This is a genomic window from Novosphingobium kalidii, from assembly GCF_040534015.1.
Taxonomy (GTDB): domain Bacteria; phylum Pseudomonadota; class Alphaproteobacteria; order Sphingomonadales; family Sphingomonadaceae; genus Novosphingobium; species Novosphingobium kalidii.
This window is the reverse complement of record NZ_JBEWLY010000013.1, coordinates 404,074-419,343: the sequence shown is the minus strand read 5'-3', so window position 1 is coordinate 419,343 and position 15,270 is coordinate 404,074. Positions and strand designations below refer to the sequence as shown.

Genomic DNA, 15,270 nt, shown 5'->3' with positions numbered 1-15,270 from the left:
CGCGCCCTTAGCTTGTCGCGGTTGCTGCTGTGCCTGTGTCCTGCCAGTGGTGGCCGCTACCGGAGCGTCAACATACCGATCTCGCAGACGAGAAGATTTTGGTCGACGGCATCGCGCGTTTGTTAGCAGCCCTGTGTCGCACGTAAGCTACTGCTGAGGGTCGGGCTCAGCCCAGATCTATCGAAGTTAGAGCGCGGATGCGGTAGCGATATTCAAGGATTAGAGTAACCGCCTGAATGCGCGGTATGGGAAGCGTTTGCCGCGATTCCTCCTCTGGAGCCGGTTACAACAAACTACGCCGAAGTCGAGAAAACAGGATCGAGCACGTGATCAATAACAGAAGGGACGAGTGGCTCCCGTCTAAGACGTTAAAAGGAAGCGAACTGTATCTTCCTTCTGATCTGGCTGAACGAGCTCTTTCAGATCTTCACCGCGTCGAGTTACTAAACCGCGAATGCAAGATATTCGCAGATGTGTACGTCATGTCACAAAACTTTTTAGATTGGACCTACCATTTGATGCTGCAATCCCTGATAAATGGCGAACTGCACGCATATGTAACTACCGCGGATGCAAGTCTTTCGTACCGCATACCCAGAGATACATGGAGGGGAGACGAAGTCGAGCGTATTTTCGAGCTAAGTAGGGCTAAACTCAATCCTCATGGCTGGGATAATGATCGGCGGGGTATTCCCGCTGAGGTCGAGGGCCGTAACTTCTGGATCTATCGGACGACTGCTCTCAAGTGGCTTACTCGTATCCGCAAGGTCCACGGATCTAAAGGTACCGACGGAAGCGCAAGGGCCTCAGACGAGGCAATCAAAAGCGCGTTGAAAGGCTGCACGCCCGATGAACTATCTTTGACGAACAATAGCCTGCGCACTTTGCTCGAGAAGCGGACGGGCACTTTGATCGGAAAGGAGCGGTTTCGCAGCATTCGATCCTTAGCGGGGTTGGCGCTTCCGAAGTCCCGGCCGCCGAAGAGGCGTGGGTGCGACTAAGTATATTGTCCATGCACTTTTAGGTCTGGCACCCGCTTGGACACCGGCAACTTCGCCGGCGTTCAGGAACAGCCCATGCCCTCGAAAATTGAAGCCGATCTCAGATTCGCTGCGACTGCGTCGACAGGTGGTGTCGCTGGGCGAAAGATGCTCGCCAACCGACAAGCGGCCCAGCTGCCTGCGATCGCCATGTCCATTGCTGAAGTGGCGGCGGCGCTCGGCATCGGTCGGACCAGCATCTACAAAGCTATAGCCGAATCCCGTTTGGAAACTCGCAAGTTCGGCCGCCGCACACTGATTCTCACGGCGAGTGTTCTGCGCCTCCTTGAGGAGACGAGCGATGCCGATTGAGCGCTTCTCCATGGATGGTCAGCCGGACGAGAGCAAATTTGTGCTCGCTCCAATGTTGAGAGGCGACGGCTGGGTGACCGCAGCCGACGTGTCGAACCTGATCGGCAAGTCAGTGACGCAGCTGCCAGCTATGCGGCGGCGTGGAACCGGACCGCATTGCGAACAGCACGATCGGTCTTGGGCGTATAGGCCCGCCGCAGTTGTCGAGTGGCTTAACGCTTGCGCGACCGTTCCCATGGAGGCTGGCCATGACGCCTAAGGTCGGCCAAGTCACATCCGATGAGCTAGGACACGAAATCGTCCGTTATGCCGACACCGCGCGGGTGCTCCTGGAGAACGGCTATGTACCAATACCGATCCCGCGGCGATCTAAACGAGCGAAGCTGAAGAACTGGCAGACCCGTAGCTCCAGCTATTTGTCTGATGCGTTGCTGCAGAAGGAGATACAGCGCTACCCCAATCATGGGGTGGCACTCCGCTGCGGCTCTCTGATTGCTCTCGACCTTGACTGGACTGATCCAAGGCGCATCGCTGAGGCGCAGAGCGTCGTCCGAAGCATCGTGGCTGGTGATCCGTTGGTACGGGAGGGCCAAGCTCCACGTCGGGCTCTGCTTTACCTGGCGGCTGAGCCGATCAGGAAAAGGCAATGCGCTAGTTTCGACATCCAAGGCACCGGCACATACATCATGGCATTTGGCATTCATCCGACGGGCCAGCCATATCGTTGGGTGGGACGCTCACCGATGGACGTGCCGTTGGCAGACCTTCCGGTGATCACGTCAAGTCAGGTCGACCAGATCATCCGAGCGTTGGCGCCGACGCCTGCCGCTTCGCAGGCGGCGTCGAGCTCGATGAATGCGTCGAGCAGGCATTCGGCCAAGCGCGTCTTGGATGGCCGCGATGCCCTTCTCACCGCCATCGTGTACGAGATCTGGAGTCGCGGTATGAACGAAGTCGACAAGCTCGCCGCAAAGGCTTGGCGCCTCTTCGAGGAAAAGGCCGACCTTTCCCGCCCCAAGCGCGGCGGCACGAAACCTTGGACCATTGCTGATGCCCGCCAGAAGGCCAAGTACCTGCTGGCGCGGGCCGCCGAGGGTAAGGTGAAACGTTCGACCGGGTTTGGCGAAATCCTGACCTATTCGCCCGCACTCGAGCCGTTCGCCCGGGCCACCGATGCGCTAGGCGCACGCGGCCACTTGTCGCCCAGCGCAGTGCGGCTCTCGCAGCTGATGCTCTGCTTCTGCCGCAACGGTAGCGGCTGCTATGTCAGCGTCGAGAAACTCGCCCGCCAGCTCGATCTAGCGCAGGGCTCCGTCAAACGGCTGCGGGCGCGTCTCGTGGCCGCGCAGCTCTGGATTCGCCGGGTTCAAGGCAAGGGTCGCGGTAGCCGGAGCGAGTATGTGCCGTGCCTCGAAGCCGCGATCGTCGCAGCCGAAAAGGTCACCGCGCTTGGCGCCCTGATAACCAGTAGAGGGGGTGAGGAAGGCCTAGAGGAGCCGCACCGGGAAGAAAAAAGGTCTTCTAATATCGAGGATTTCATTTCACTCGGCCGGTGGTCGGTCGGGGGTGGCACATGAGCCATGCCACTCGCCATGTTGATCGGCACCATATCCGATTCCGGCCGAGCATGCGGATGCCGATCCTCTCTAACGGCTCGCAAGCTAGGGTAACCTTCACGTGCTGGGAGAAGCAGCAGCGCGTGATCGGTCAGCTTCATCAGCGCTACCGGGGCGTGGAGCTCGTAAGGACGGACGACGCGTTCATTCTCGATTACATTGCTCTCCAGCGGCACAAGCAGCTGGGGTCAGTGTCCCGTCCTGATCTGCTCGAGCTCGCCGTCACGGAACTGTGCGCCTACTACGAGCTGGCGCCCTGCGCCGAGGAGCAGATCGTGGACGGCTTGCGCCGAGCCACCGGAACGCTACTCACCTTCGACCACTGGAAGGAGCGCCACTACCCGCGCAAGTTTCCGCTGGTCGAGGCGCGCCGGCGCACGCCCGGTCGCTTCACCATCAAGACGTCGGCCTGGCTGGACGACGAGCTGATGGACGGCGAAGTTGTGTCCGCACCGCGGCACACAAGCCAGCTTCCGTTTACGCGCTTCCGCCTGGACGGCTGGGGGCGCAGCTGGGTCGGTCGCAATCGCCGAACGAACGAGCAGATCATCACTCAGCGTGATGCCTTGGCGCGCGTTGGACCTCTACCCGACCGCATGCCCGGTACGCCTTGGGAGCACCTCCTAGCGGTGGTGGAGGCGAACGACCTGCAGGACTTCAACCTAGCCGTCATCGAGCACCGGGGCCGGCCCGCCATCTCGGTCGAGGAGCGCAAATGTTCGACCCACGGCCTCTTCCGCGACCCCGAGCTCATGCGCAGCCTGAGTAGCGACGATGGAGGCATAGGCATCTCGTTGAACGACGAGCCGGCAAGTTCCTCCTGGCCCGCCGAGATCACGCTGGCACCAGAGGAGCCGGAGCCAGAGCCGGCCTGCGAAACCACCCTCCCCCACGTAGGAGCGTTGCCATGAAGTTTGACATCTTCGCCACAATGAAGGGCGCAGATGACTATGATCGTCACCGGCCGGTCGACTTTGATATCTGCGTAGAAAGGTTACCTGAGCCGGCAGTCGAGCTCGCACGGGATGCCATATCGCGCGGCATTCCCTACTACCATAGCAGCTACTCACAAACCTGGGTTCCTTACGCCGAACTGGCGATCGATGCCGGACTTGGGATACCGCTCGACGATCCTACCTGCCCATACTTCGTGCCGCCGAGAGCGAGGGCGAAACCCGTCTTCCTGCCGGAACTCATCACTGGGAGCGTTGCCGCTGGATGCCCCACCTACCGCGCTGCCTTGGACCGCTCGCGTGTCAAAGCTCAGTTCCTAACGAATTTGCGCCTCGAGTTCCCACCACGGCCCTATGACTTGCGCGTTCAATGGTTTCCAGACGATCAGCGACCCTTGACCCGTATGATCCATATTGGGCTGCTCGACGCCTTTCCGGGTGACCGATGCTGGTGGGTGGTCGGGACTGACGCGCAGAAGCTGCTGCCGCCCGTTGATTACTCCGGGGACGGACTGGGCAACGAGTTTTGCAATCCGCAGGCTTGGACGGACCACGACGCTCTGGACCGGTTCGATGCCGAGCATCGTCGTCACTGGCCGGAGATCTACGGGTACCAGCATCCGGAGTGGCTTGCTCGAGGCTATCAGCAGCCCGGCTGGAGTCCACACGGGGCATGGTCCTGAGGCGGGCGCCCGTCGCGTCCCCGCTTTCCCCGCATCGGCGGCCGCTGCGTCTGAACGTTTCAGCATGCGGCAGCGTCCGCCACCGCCCTCAGCTCCATCGAACAGGCACCTGCCATGCAGATCAACATCTTCGCTCGAGGCGCCCAAGGCATTGGCCCCGACCATTCAATCAACTACGATGTGGACGTGCGGCGTCTGACCGAGCCGCTTCTGTCGCTTACCAAGGCTGCCTTGGTTGCCGGCTATCTCTCCTGCTATACCGCGCGCGGCACGCAGCTGTGGGTGCCCCGCGCCCAACTCGCGGCGGCCGTGGGGTTCGGTCACAAGCTGTACGACCCGAACGATCCCAGCTTCGTACCGCCAGAGGCCGTGCTGGAGGTGCCGTACCTGCCGAACCCGGTCACCGCGGACGCGTCCCCGTATCAGCAGGAATTCCTCGCCTCCGCACGGCGCATGGCGGACTATTTTTCCGACTTGGTCGGCGCGATGCCGCCGCGGCCTTTCGACATACATGTCCACCGCACCAGCACGCAGCCGTCGCCGCTGCGCCGGCTGATCGAGGCGCACGTAATCGCCGCCCATTCGACTGACCGCGGGTGGTGGGTCAGCGCTGCAGAGGCACGCCCGCTGCTTCCCGCCGGCGAGGGCTTCGACGACCCGGCGAGCGAATGGTACGTTGACCCCCACGATTGGGCCGACCACGACGAGGTCGAGCGCCTGATCACAGAGCATCGTCGCCACTGGCCCGAGATCTACGGCACCCCGCCGGTCGACACGACCTCGGAGTAGCGCGCATCCGTGTGAACCGGCCGTTCTGCACGCGTGCAAGTGTTTGAAAACAGAGCCTCGCCTCACGGCAAATTGGCCAACAGGCGGGTTTGAAGGACGGTGCCGACCTCCAGCTCGAGACCGCCGTCTACTTCAATTTCGGCCTGCTCGGCTGCGGAATACTAGCTCAGACAACTAAAGCAGCGAGCCAGCGCTGCCGCCAGCGTGCCGCAAATCATCTTCGCCTAACAAGGAATGACATGCCTGGTGATTCAGCAATGTTCGCGCCTCTCGCTGACGCACCCGAGGGGCAACCAAATTCATAGTCCTTCACAGACAGGGTCGATACACTCGGAGTCGGGAGCCGAGGGCCAATCCGCCGCGGTTCAGCACGCGGTTCAGTTGGCTTGCTGCTTCCCGAGGCGGTCGCTGTTGTGTAAAGTGCTCGGCAAATGGCGAAAAAACACTACACCTGGCGAACGGGCGAAGCACCGCCCGAAATCGGCGGTCACAGTCTTGCAAAGCATCGCATTTTGGATCGCTACATCAGGCGCTATATCGAGGTTTGTACGGCCACTCCGGTTCAAGAGAGGCTAAATCTTACCGTCATCGATGGTTACTGTGGCGGCGGCAGGTATCGCTTCAACAACCGCGACGTGCCAGGCTCTCCTCTCGTCCTCCTGAATGCGATTGCAGAAGCTCAGGAAGCCCTGAACCGCACGCGCCCGAAGGGCTTCGAGATACGCACCGAGTTCGTGTTTGGGGATCTCCATCGCTTCCACACCGACTATCTTCGTGCGGAGATCGAAGCCTCCCCCTTCAGGGAGCAGCTCGACAAGACCATTCATATTTGGAACGACGATTTCAACGACCGCGTCGACGACGCCATCAGCCTCGTGCGCAAGCGATCGCCCCAGCGGGGAAGATCGATCTGGCTCCTAGATCAATATGGCTGGAGTGATGTCGCGTTCGGATCGATGCGCAAGATTCTCGGCCAGTTGGAGAAGGCCGAGATTTTCCTAACCTTCAGTGTCGACAGCCTCATCGACTACATGAGCGAGACGCGTCTCAAGCAACGCAGCTACCGGGATATCAATCTTGATCCTGGCTTTATCTCGGAACTCACCACAGAAAAGGGCGAAGGACCGGGCTGGCGGACTCTGATCCAGAACACGCTTTACCAACACCTCAAGCAGCAGACCGGGGCGGAGTTTTACTCCCCCTTCTTCATTCACTCGCCCGAGGCACACAGAAGTTATTGGTTCCTGCACCTTTCTCGCCACCGGGAGGCGCGAAACGTGATCGGCAATATCCACTGGCAGGAAAACACCATCTCGCTCCACCACGGAGGCGCGGGCCTACAAGCGCTTGGCTTTGCCAATGCGACTCATCCGGACCAGCTTCTGCTACCATACACGTTCGATGCCCATTCCAGGCGCCTGTCTCACAAGATCCTGATGGAACAGATTCCGCACAAGATTCGTGCTGCTATCGATTCGGACATTGCTCCTTCCCTCGAGACGCTGTTCGGCAATCATTGCAACGATACGCCCGTCACTCGCGAAATTTTCGAGGAGGTCTTGATCTCCCTGCGAGACGAGGGCGAAATCCGGATCGAGGATGACCTTGGCAAGGACAAGCCCCGCACGCAAACGGTCGCCTGGACCGACCGGATTATGCTGGCCCGTCAACCGTCCCTGTTCAGCCGGCTGAATTCTAACTTGCCAACAGACAGGAGCCAACCCTAGCTTGGCTCGTTAACTTGGTGATGCTAGACCGCTTGAATGCCGAGCACCAGCATTCACGGCATGGATCTGAATTCGGCGAGAGTGAACTGTGGATACCGTTTGGCGGGACGATGATGAGTGGGAGCGGCTGCCTCTGTTTCCTGAACTCGCCCCGAGTCCACCGCTTCTCGTGGATGCTGAGGAACGTGTGTTTGCCGATCCGTTCCTCGCTGAACTTGCTCATACCAAGCCATTGCAGCGACTTAAGAATATCGGCTTCCTTGGTGCGCTCGATTATATCCGCGCATCCAATGGCGCAGGCTTTCATCGTCGGCGCCACAATCGCTACGACCACTCACTGGGTGTGGCCGAGCTCGCCCTACTCTATGCCGATATTCGCGCTCTAAACCGCTACGACACCCGTATTCTGGCGGCTGCGGGCATTCTCCATGATATCGGCCACGGGCCGCTGTCTCACACGCTCGAGCCGGTGTTCAATGCCAATTTCGGCATAAATCACCACAAGGCTGGAACGGCTATCCTGGAAGGCAAGACCCCTCTTGGTTCGGAAATCCAGGAGATCATGCGAGCCTACAAGATCGACCTCGATGAAGTCGTCGCGATGGTCGATGGCACACATACGGGGCAGCACGCCTTCCTCTTTGGCAGTCCCATCAATCTAGACACAATCGAAGGCATCAGCCGCTCCAGGCTTTTTGCTGCAAAGGCGACACGCCCGTTCAATCCAAAGCGTCTAGTGGCGTTGATCGCGGCGGAAGCAGAATGGCCCGCGAAGGCCGCGGATGAGTTCTGGCGACTGAAGGACAGCGTCTACAACCTGATTATCCATCACCCCAGCGGCCTGCTGTTCGACGGCCTTGCTCAAGCCTACATGTCTCTCGAAATCGCACAGTTCCGGCCGAGCAATTTCCTCTGGAACGAAGAGCAATTGCGCGGCCGCCAGCCTGGCCTTTTCAGCATCTTTGCCTGGGCGCGGTCGTCCAAGCGCCGCGCCCTGCATCGTCTGTCTGAGAAAAACCCGAAGATCTTCGAGCATGCCGTAAAGGCGCCAGTTCGGCATTTTTCGGTGAATGAAAGCACGTCGGTTTGCACAGCGTCCGACCTGAGCAAGCGCTACATTCAGACTAAGCTGAGCAGAAGCATATCGATTGCTGAACTTGTAGGAAAAAACGTGATGACCAAGGCTGCCACGGCATGACTTTGAGCCAGAATGCGGCAGCCGTTTTCGCTGATACCTCGAGCCGATCCGAAGCAGATCTGGACAAGATGAGGGCCGTTGCTCAAGAGGTCATCGGCGACAATCAGCAACTGATCGTTGGCGTCAACGGGAGCTACGCCAGGCGAGAAGCCACCAGCGGCTCTGACGTTGATCTTTTTGTCCTCTACAGGAAGGATGCGATCGCCGATGCGATCTCCGCGCAGGAAACCTTGCGCACTCGTCTCCAGGCGGCCGGGTTCAAGATGCCTGCAGATGGGGGCGTATTTCACACGCCCCTGAGCGTTAGCGTATTGAGCCAGACTATTGGCGGTATGGAGGACAAGAACGAGTTCATCACACGCCGTATGCTACTCCTGCTGGAGGGCGAATGGCTGTACAACGAGAGCGGCTTCAATGACGCTCGGACGCGTCTGCTCACCCAGTATGTCGCGCCGAACATTCGGGCCGACCAGATATGCATGTTTCTCCTCAACGACATCATTCGCTACTGGCGAACGATCTGCGTAGATTTTGAGTACAAGGTTCAGAGCGACAACAAGCCACGCGAAATCCGGCTCATCAAGCTTCGCTTCTCACGCATGCTACTGTTCTTTGCAGGTGTAATGGCCGTGGGAGCAACGCACGGACTGGAGCGCGATGCGAAGATCAAAAGGCTGTCGGAACTGCTGGCGCTGCCTGCCTACAAGCGCTTGACGACACTCGCCGGTGATAAGGCGAGCCCATCCCTCGAACTCTACGCCGATTTTCTGCGCTCGCTCGACGATCCGAAGGTGCGCGAAGCACTTTCCCACCCCCAATCGGTTCAAACAGAGTCCGACCAGTATCTGCAGCTGAGAGCCAAGGCACAGCAGTTCAGGGGAAATCTTCTAACGTTGCTGAAAGAGCACTTTGGAACAGAAAGTCCGACGGTCACAGCTCTCATGCTCTGACCCATCTTCCTTGACGAGCGTGACGCAAGGCGTGACGGTGAAATCTGATAGGAAATAGCAGTGGCAAAGAATTCCAGGATCGAGTGGACCACCCACACGTTCAACCCTTGGTGGGGCTGCGTGAAAATGTCTCCTGCTTGCAAGTTCTGCTACGCTGAAAGCTGGTCGAAGCGCCTCGGAAAGAACGTCTGGGGCATCAATTCCGAAAGGCGCTTCTTCGGTCCCCGGCATTGGGCAGAGCCGCTCGCTTGGAACCGCGCCGCCCTCGTCTCTGGCGAGCGGCCGCGCGTGTTCTGCGCGTCGATGGCGGACGTTTTCGAGGACCGTAGAGATCTCGACGGTGAGCGCGAGAAGCTATGGGAGTTGATCAGTGAGACCCGAGGTCTTGACTGGCTTCTCCTCACCAAGCGCCCGGACTTGGTAGGCCAGTTAACACCTTGGGGCGACAGCTGGCCGAGCAACGTCTGGATTGGCACAACTACCGAAGACCAAGAATGGGCCGACCAGCGGCTTCCGGCATTGGCGCGCATACCAGCTAAAGTCCGCTTCATATCAGCCGAACCACTACTCGGACCGGTCAAGCTTGGACCTTGGACTCAATACATCCACTGGGTCATCACCGGCGGGGAGAGCGGCCCGAATGCCCGGCCTTCGAGCCCGTCATGGTTTAGGTCTTTGTTAAACGAGTGCATGGCAGCCGACATACCGTTTCACTTCAAGCAATGGGGTGACTGGGCTCCCGGGCAAGGAATAAACCTCGCGAAGGCCAGGCACGCGGCCGCAGCTGACGGAACGACCATGTTACGAATAGGGAAGAAGGCTGCGGGCCGTTTACTTGATGGCGAACAATGGAACGGGCTGCCCAAAGTTGATCACGGGTAGACCGCGTTTTGCGCAATGTACGCTAGCACTACTTTGGCAGAAGAGCGTGGAGAGGTCTGTTGAGGCTGCATCCACAGTGAGGGCAGTGGCGCGGCGGTGAGCGGACAGGCGGTCAAGGATGGCCTGGCGCACTGCTGGCAGGCTGGGATGAGGAGGCGGGCCGAGAACTCTTTTTTTTCCGCCCCGCCTGAGCGAGCCTTCGGGATTGCAAGAAGGCGTAGGCCATCGTCGACATCAGGGCATGGCGGTGAAGTCCGGTCCATGATCGGCCCTCGAAGTGATCCAGCCCCAGTTCTTCCTTGAGTTGCTGATGGGCTTGTTCGCAGATCCAACGCGCCTTGATTGCGCCGGCGAGAGCCTTGATCGGGGTGTCAGCGGGCAAATTGGAAAGATAATATTTGCGCTCGCCATTTGAGCGATGTTCACCCACCAGCCAGGCTTCCTCGCCCGGCATGTGCTGAGCTCCGGCGGAGCCGATCCGCTGGGGTGCGCCATCCGCAATGCGCACACGCATGGCAGCAAAGCGGGCCGTCAGGCGTCCCTTCGTTCCCTTTCGCCAACTGCCCTGTCGCCACTTCGCGCCTTCAAGCATGGCATGCGCAGCTATGGATTTGACGTCCGGCACGTGACGCACCCTTGGGCGACCACGCCCCGCGACTGGGAAGATCAGTTGCACGTCGGCGGGATAGACCTTCTGGTGCCGGGGAATGCCGACGGCCCAGCAAAGGCCACGTGCGCTCAGCGCCTGCCGGAACGGAGCCGCGCGGCAAGCCAATGCCCGAACGCACCGCCAGAGCTAATGCTGCCAAATCCAAGATCCGAGCCCGCGTCGAACATGTGTTTGCTCGCCAGAAGGATCAAATGGAGCTGTTCATCCGCACCATCGGCATGAAGCGCGCAGAAGCCAAGATCACCCTCGCCAACCTTGCTTACAACATGAACCGCCTGATCTTCCACGAACGCCGGGCAGCCACGGGATAGCTACGCCCGAAGGTCAGGAATGCCAACGAAACCGGCCGAATGAGGACCCATGCGGCTCGCAATCACGCCAGATCCGACGCCCGCACCCAATCCCGCTCAGATCGACGGGTTAATGGAGGTGCCCAGCTTTCCTGGACATTGCGACCTACGCCTCAAATCAGCTGCCGAAGACCTGAGCCGGAGCTACTTCCGGCGGGCGTTTGGACCAGTTCAAGAACAGAAAACGTCAAACGACCGCGCGATGCGCAGTGGATCTGCGCCGAATAGATGGACATATCCCACGATGAAAAGCGAGCTCGGTGTCAAATCAGTGACGCTTTACGCGGGAGTTTAAGGATAGGCTTACGCAACGCTGTAGGAGTTACCGTTAGAAGGCAACCATACGGGTGTGCGGTTTCGTTCTATATGCGCTTGCGCCCTACCCTGCCTACCCTGCCTACCCTGCCTACCCTGCCTACCACCTTTACCCATACATGCTTCCCCCATCCTTTTAGGGACAGGAGACAGAAGCTTGATTGATCACATTTGAGGGTTTGCTGTCGTTCTGATCTCCGACACTTTCATGAATCCTATTCGCCTGCCCCGCGCGGGGCTCTCGAACAGGATATGCCATGCCGCAGTTGCCGACGTTGTCTGGTGCGTACCGCTTGAACCTGCCAATCATCCCGGGTGAGGTGCTTAAGCGTTCTCATGTCCCTAAACGCTATGATGATCGGCTCAAAGCCTGCGGCCGCCTCCTGCAGGCTCTTTGGCTTCGAAGCCGCGACATTCCCATGGGCGTTCATCGGGGCCGGGATGGTCATGCGCGGCGGCTTGGGTCAAGGCTGAGCCCCGGCGGCGACCTCAGCCGGCCGCAACTTTCTGACGCCGCAACTGGCCGCCATGGCCAGCGCGTGATCGCTATCAGGAGCCCGGCGAAATCGGGTGCTCGCTCATAGTCTGTCAAGGACGACCCTCCGCCTTCAGGTGATGCTGACCTCTCGCGGAGGACCTCGACCTTGCCGGCGGCGTACAGCAGCACCTACTACCCGACCCGGACATTAGCTAGGTCACGCGGTGCGCTTCCAGCACAGCTTGGGTTGACGGGATGCTTCATTGACCAAAACTATAGCGCGCACGTCGCGTGCCCTACTCTCTCCACAGACTCCGCAGCCGGCACTTTGTGATCGCAGTGGACATCAAGTGGAGCGCGGGCATTCGCCACAGCGCTCCCTCGGCGCACTTATCACTGGTCGCAGATGAGGGATGCCGAACTGTACGCTGATGGGCGTCTCATCGGGTGGCCCCAGACTTGGGCGAGCCAACAAACCATCCCGATCCGGAGGAGCTGAATTGCCGATTCAGTCCCGATCGGCCCGCTAAGCTGCGTACCGCGCTCTAGTCAATCCGATATCATGCTCTGAGCTGACGCCAGCCGCTCAGCCATCATCGCCTGCAAAGCCGGAGGTTCGTCAATGACGAGCATGCCCGCCCAGCTGAACAAATGATCGACGAGTTCCTGCATACCGCCAGCTCGGAACCGTACGACCAGGCCGCCGTCTTCCGACTGCTCTATCACCTGGCTAGCGTGGAAGCGCCATCCTCGCGCGCGCTCGACAGCATGAGGCTTGACGCGCAATCGGACCTCTTGCGGCGCTTCCTGGTAGACACCAAAGTTTGGCTCGAGCCAGGTATCCAGGTCCCAGTCGTGGGGCGGACTCCCCATTAGATCGCTAACCCGAACATCGGTCATGCGGTCTAGTCGGTAGTAGAACGGCTTACCTTCGTCTTTGGCTATGTTGCAAATTAGGTAGCTGAGGGCGCCGTGGACAAGGCCGTAAGGGATGACCCGGCGCCACCCGGGTTGGGTCTGACCGACAGGAAGATACTCGAATTCCACGCACTGCCCTGCCATTATTGCAGTTTGGATGGCCACCAGGGTTTCAGGCGCCACGGGCGCGTCCGGGCCAGCCTGCGGGAGGGTGCGCTGCAGCCGGGCTAAGGCGTCAAGGTCAGGATCAAGGCGACGCTTTTCTCGATCATCCAATGCGCCGCGGACCTTCGACAACAGCACTCCAAGCGGCTCGGCACGCACCATTCGTCCGGCAGCGCGGTGGCCGTCGACCTCTGCCTGCAAGGCCGCGACTTCCGCCGCGGTCGGCCGCGTGTAGACACGGCGCAAGCTGTCGCGGATCAGGAATCGCTTCTGACGCTCGTCCTGGACCTCCTCAAGGTCAAAATGGAGGAGGATTATGTCGCGCATTCGCTCCACAGTGCGACGGCTCACGTCCACACGCTCGGCCATTTCGTCTAGGGTAAGACCCTCCGATGTTCTTGTTAATTCGCTGACCAGCATCAGAATGCGGTCCAGCTTGGCCATACGCTGCGTCATCGTACTGCCTCGGCCCTGGAGCCAGCACGCGTGAGCCAAGTGGGTGAGAACTTATTTGCGGTCATACTGGCTTCGTCACCCCGCTCTTGTGCCAACTTCCGTTACTTGGCTCTCCCTACGCACTGATCCTTGCAGGTCTCCTAATCTCCGCTGGTGCGACCAATTTTGTCGTCCGACTACGCATACTCAGCCTTAACGACCGCCGCCTAAGGAGAAAGGCATGGCTCATTCGCTTTCCAAGTCTCGCATCGCTGCTTTCGAGCAGTGCTCCCGCAAGTTGTGGCTGATGACCCAACGGCCGGAACTCGCCGAGGAAAACGCCGGCACGCGGGCGAGGTTCGCCTCGGGGCATGTTGTTGGCGACGTAGCTTGCCGCCAACGTCCGGGCGGCGTTATGGTAGAGGCCGACCCCGACCTGTCTGCTGCCCTGCGCCAAACCAAGCAGCTTCTGGCGGATGGTCATAACGGGCCGATATTCGAGGCCACCTTCCGCTTTGAGGGTGTGCTTGTACGTTGCGACATCCTGGAACGACGTGTGGATGGCAGCTGGCATATGGTGGAGGTGAAGTCCTCCACCACTGCGAAACCCGAGCACCTGACCGATTTGGCCACGCAACTCTGGGTTGCCCGAGGCGCTGGGCTGCGCGTCGGAGCAGCCTCCATCCGACACCTGAATCCGGCCTTCCGCCTACCGGAAAGCGGAGACCTTAGCGGCCTCTTCGTCGACAGCACGCAGATGGAGGCGATCGAGCCCCTAGTAGAGGAGCGCGGCGCAGTGGTCGAGGCGGCACGGATGGTGCTGGAGGGCGCTGAACCATCGGTGGTGCCCAGCAGTCACTGTAGTAAGCCGTACGATTGCTCCTTCCGGACTCACTGCCTTGCGGGGCAGCCTAGCGCCGAATGGCCGGTTGAAATCCTGCCTCATGGTGGCGGCAGGCGCCTAGCGCGAATGGGTTATACTGATCTGCGAGACGTACCGGCGGAACTCATCAGCACGCCCGGGCACCAACGAATTCATCGGGCAACGGTGACGGGCACTGTCGAGCATGATGCGCTGGGCGCTCAAGCAGCGATGGCGAATTGGGTGTACCCTCGCATTTGGCTGGACTTCGAGACTGTGTCGGAAGCAGTCCCCCAGTGGGCGGGTTGCGGCCCGTGGCGACAGGTCCCGTTCCAATTCTCTGCCCACATTGAAACAGCGCACGGCGTGATCGACCACGTTGAGTTTCTCCAAACTGACGGAGCCGACCCGCGACGTGCCTGTGCTGAAGCACTGGCAGGGCTCCCAGCCCAGGGCTCCGTGATCGTATGGTTCGAGAAGTTCGAAAAGGACCGTCTTGCTGAACTCGCCAAGGATTTTCCGGACCTTGCCATGGCGCTTGCGAGCCTCCGGGATCGCGTAGTCGACCTGCTCCCCGTTGCGCGGGACCATTGGTACCACCGCGATCAGCGCGGTAGCTGGTCTCTCAAGCGGGTTCTGCCGACCATTGCACCGCAGCTCGACTATGCGTCGCTCGATGTAAAAGACGGCGCGCAGGCACAAGATGCCTATCGAGAGGCAGTTGCACCCGACACATCACCCGAACGCCGCGAAGAACTGGAAGAGGGCCTGCGAAACTATTGCTTGCGCGACACTAAAGCTATGATCATTATCGCAAAATCTCTGTCCCAGGATAACTTCGCAAACCTTGCACACTAACCAAATTCATCTGTCATATGGATGATTTCGAGGGTGTAAGCCCGCGGGGGAGACACAGCTTCTATATTA

General features: G+C 59.8%; 13 protein-coding genes and 2 pseudogenes. 13 read left to right on the top strand and 2 right to left on the bottom strand.

Going from position 1 to position 15,270, the window contains the following annotated elements; all coding sequences use genetic code 11:
- Positions 1 to 1,076: 1,076 nt before the first annotated feature.
- From ABVV53_RS08765 to ABVV53_RS08720, 10 genes are all read left to right on the top strand, one after another.
- A complete protein-coding gene (locus tag ABVV53_RS08765; protein ID WP_353984000.1) occupies positions 1,077 to 1,352 on the top strand; it encodes a helix-turn-helix domain-containing protein in 276 nt (91 codons plus the stop codon).
- Positions 1,342 to 1,611 carry a hypothetical protein gene (locus ABVV53_RS08760; RefSeq protein WP_353983999.1) on the top strand — a complete coding sequence of 90 codons (270 nt, stop codon included), beginning with the start codon at positions 1,342 to 1,344 and terminating at the stop codon, positions 1,609 to 1,611. The genes ABVV53_RS08765 and ABVV53_RS08760 overlap by 11 nt, the downstream gene beginning before the upstream one ends.
- Entirely contained in the window at positions 1,601 to 2,929 is a 1,329-nt protein-coding gene (locus ABVV53_RS08755) for a bifunctional DNA primase/polymerase (protein WP_353983998.1), read from the top strand. The genes ABVV53_RS08760 and ABVV53_RS08755 overlap by 11 nt, the downstream gene beginning before the upstream one ends.
- Complete coding sequence (locus ABVV53_RS08750; protein ID WP_353983997.1) at positions 2,926 to 3,879, top strand: hypothetical protein; 954 nt, start codon at positions 2,926 to 2,928, stop codon at positions 3,877 to 3,879. Before ABVV53_RS08755 ends, ABVV53_RS08750 begins: the two co-directional genes overlap by 4 nt.
- Entirely contained in the window at positions 3,876 to 4,604 is a 729-nt protein-coding gene (locus tag ABVV53_RS08745; protein ID WP_353983996.1) for a hypothetical protein, read from the top strand. The genes ABVV53_RS08750 and ABVV53_RS08745 overlap by 4 nt, the downstream gene beginning before the upstream one ends.
- Before the next feature lie 114 nt (positions 4,605 to 4,718).
- Positions 4,719 to 5,393, top strand: a complete 675-nt coding sequence (locus tag ABVV53_RS08740; protein ID WP_353983995.1) for a hypothetical protein — start codon at positions 4,719 to 4,721, stop codon at positions 5,391 to 5,393.
- Positions 5,394 to 5,824: 431 nt separating this feature from the next.
- Entirely contained in the window at positions 5,825 to 7,120 is a 1,296-nt protein-coding gene (locus tag ABVV53_RS08735) for a three-Cys-motif partner protein TcmP (protein WP_353983994.1), read from the top strand.
- A gap of 187 nt (positions 7,121 to 7,307) precedes the next feature.
- Positions 7,308 to 8,318: an HD domain-containing protein gene (locus ABVV53_RS08730; protein WP_353983993.1), complete on the top strand. Its 1,011-nt coding sequence runs from the start codon at positions 7,308 to 7,310 to the stop codon at positions 8,316 to 8,318.
- Positions 8,315 to 9,268, top strand: a complete 954-nt coding sequence (locus ABVV53_RS08725) for a nucleotidyltransferase domain-containing protein (RefSeq protein ID WP_353983992.1) — start codon at positions 8,315 to 8,317, stop codon at positions 9,266 to 9,268. Before ABVV53_RS08730 ends, ABVV53_RS08725 begins: the two co-directional genes overlap by 4 nt.
- Positions 9,269 to 9,328: 60 nt before the next feature.
- Positions 9,329 to 10,150, top strand: a complete 822-nt coding sequence (locus tag ABVV53_RS08720; RefSeq protein WP_353983991.1) for a DUF5131 family protein — start codon at positions 9,329 to 9,331, stop codon at positions 10,148 to 10,150.
- On the opposite strand, the pseudogene ABVV53_RS08715 reads toward ABVV53_RS08720, so the two are convergent.
- Positions 10,141 to 10,913 (bottom strand): annotated as a pseudogene (locus ABVV53_RS08715) (IS701 family transposase); the annotation flags it as partial. The gene ABVV53_RS08720 and the pseudogene ABVV53_RS08715 sit on opposite strands and share 10 nt — an antisense overlap.
- Here ABVV53_RS08715 and ABVV53_RS08710 point away from each other — a divergent pair.
- Together ABVV53_RS08710 and ABVV53_RS08705 are read left to right on the top strand one after the other, a co-directional pair.
- Positions 10,910 to 11,131, top strand: a pseudogene (locus tag ABVV53_RS08710) (transposase); the annotation flags it as partial. The pseudogenes ABVV53_RS08715 and ABVV53_RS08710 sit on opposite strands and share 4 nt — an antisense overlap.
- 611 nt (positions 11,132 to 11,742) lie before the next feature.
- A complete protein-coding gene (locus ABVV53_RS08705) occupies positions 11,743 to 12,069 on the top strand; it encodes a hypothetical protein (protein ID WP_353983990.1) in 327 nt (108 codons plus the stop codon).
- Positions 12,070 to 12,512: 443 nt separating this feature from the next.
- Here ABVV53_RS08705 and ABVV53_RS08700 read toward each other — a convergent pair whose 3' ends face one another.
- Positions 12,513 to 13,502 (bottom strand): helix-turn-helix transcriptional regulator, encoded by a 990-nt coding sequence (locus ABVV53_RS08700; RefSeq protein ID WP_353983989.1) that lies wholly within the window; start codon positions 13,500 to 13,502, stop codon positions 12,513 to 12,515.
- 220 nt (positions 13,503 to 13,722) lie between these two features.
- Here ABVV53_RS08700 and ABVV53_RS08695 point away from each other — a divergent pair, with 220 nt between their 5' ends.
- On the top strand, positions 13,723 to 15,201 hold the full coding sequence (locus ABVV53_RS08695; protein ID WP_353983988.1) for a DUF2779 domain-containing protein: 1,479 nt from the start codon (positions 13,723 to 13,725) through the stop codon (positions 15,199 to 15,201).
- Positions 15,202 to 15,270: the final 69 nt, after the last annotated feature.

Bases quoted from the DNA above. Each gene is read 5' to 3' on its own strand.
- ABVV53_RS08700 (WP_353983989.1), bottom strand. From the start codon at position 13,502: ATGACGCAGCGTATGGCCAAGCTGGACCGCATTCTGATGCTGGTCAGC.
- ABVV53_RS08750 (WP_353983997.1), top strand. From the start codon at position 2,926: ATGAGCCATGCCACTCGCCATGTTGATCGGCACCATATCCGATTCCGG.
- ABVV53_RS08725 (WP_353983992.1), top strand. From the start codon at position 8,315: ATGACTTTGAGCCAGAATGCGGCAGCCGTTTTCGCTGATACCTCGAGC.
- ABVV53_RS08740 (WP_353983995.1), top strand. From the start codon at position 4,719: ATGCAGATCAACATCTTCGCTCGAGGCGCCCAAGGCATTGGCCCCGAC.
- ABVV53_RS08760 (WP_353983999.1), top strand. From the start codon at position 1,342: ATGCCGATTGAGCGCTTCTCCATGGATGGTCAGCCGGACGAGAGCAAA.
- ABVV53_RS08755 (WP_353983998.1), top strand. From the start codon at position 1,601: ATGACGCCTAAGGTCGGCCAAGTCACATCCGATGAGCTAGGACACGAA.
- ABVV53_RS08765 (WP_353984000.1), top strand. From the start codon at position 1,077: ATGCCCTCGAAAATTGAAGCCGATCTCAGATTCGCTGCGACTGCGTCG.
- ABVV53_RS08705 (WP_353983990.1), top strand. From the start codon at position 11,743: ATGCCGCAGTTGCCGACGTTGTCTGGTGCGTACCGCTTGAACCTGCCA.
- ABVV53_RS08745 (WP_353983996.1), top strand. From the start codon at position 3,876: ATGAAGTTTGACATCTTCGCCACAATGAAGGGCGCAGATGACTATGAT.
- ABVV53_RS08735 (WP_353983994.1), top strand. From the start codon at position 5,825: ATGGCGAAAAAACACTACACCTGGCGAACGGGCGAAGCACCGCCCGAA.
- ABVV53_RS08695 (WP_353983988.1), top strand. From the start codon at position 13,723: ATGGCTCATTCGCTTTCCAAGTCTCGCATCGCTGCTTTCGAGCAGTGC.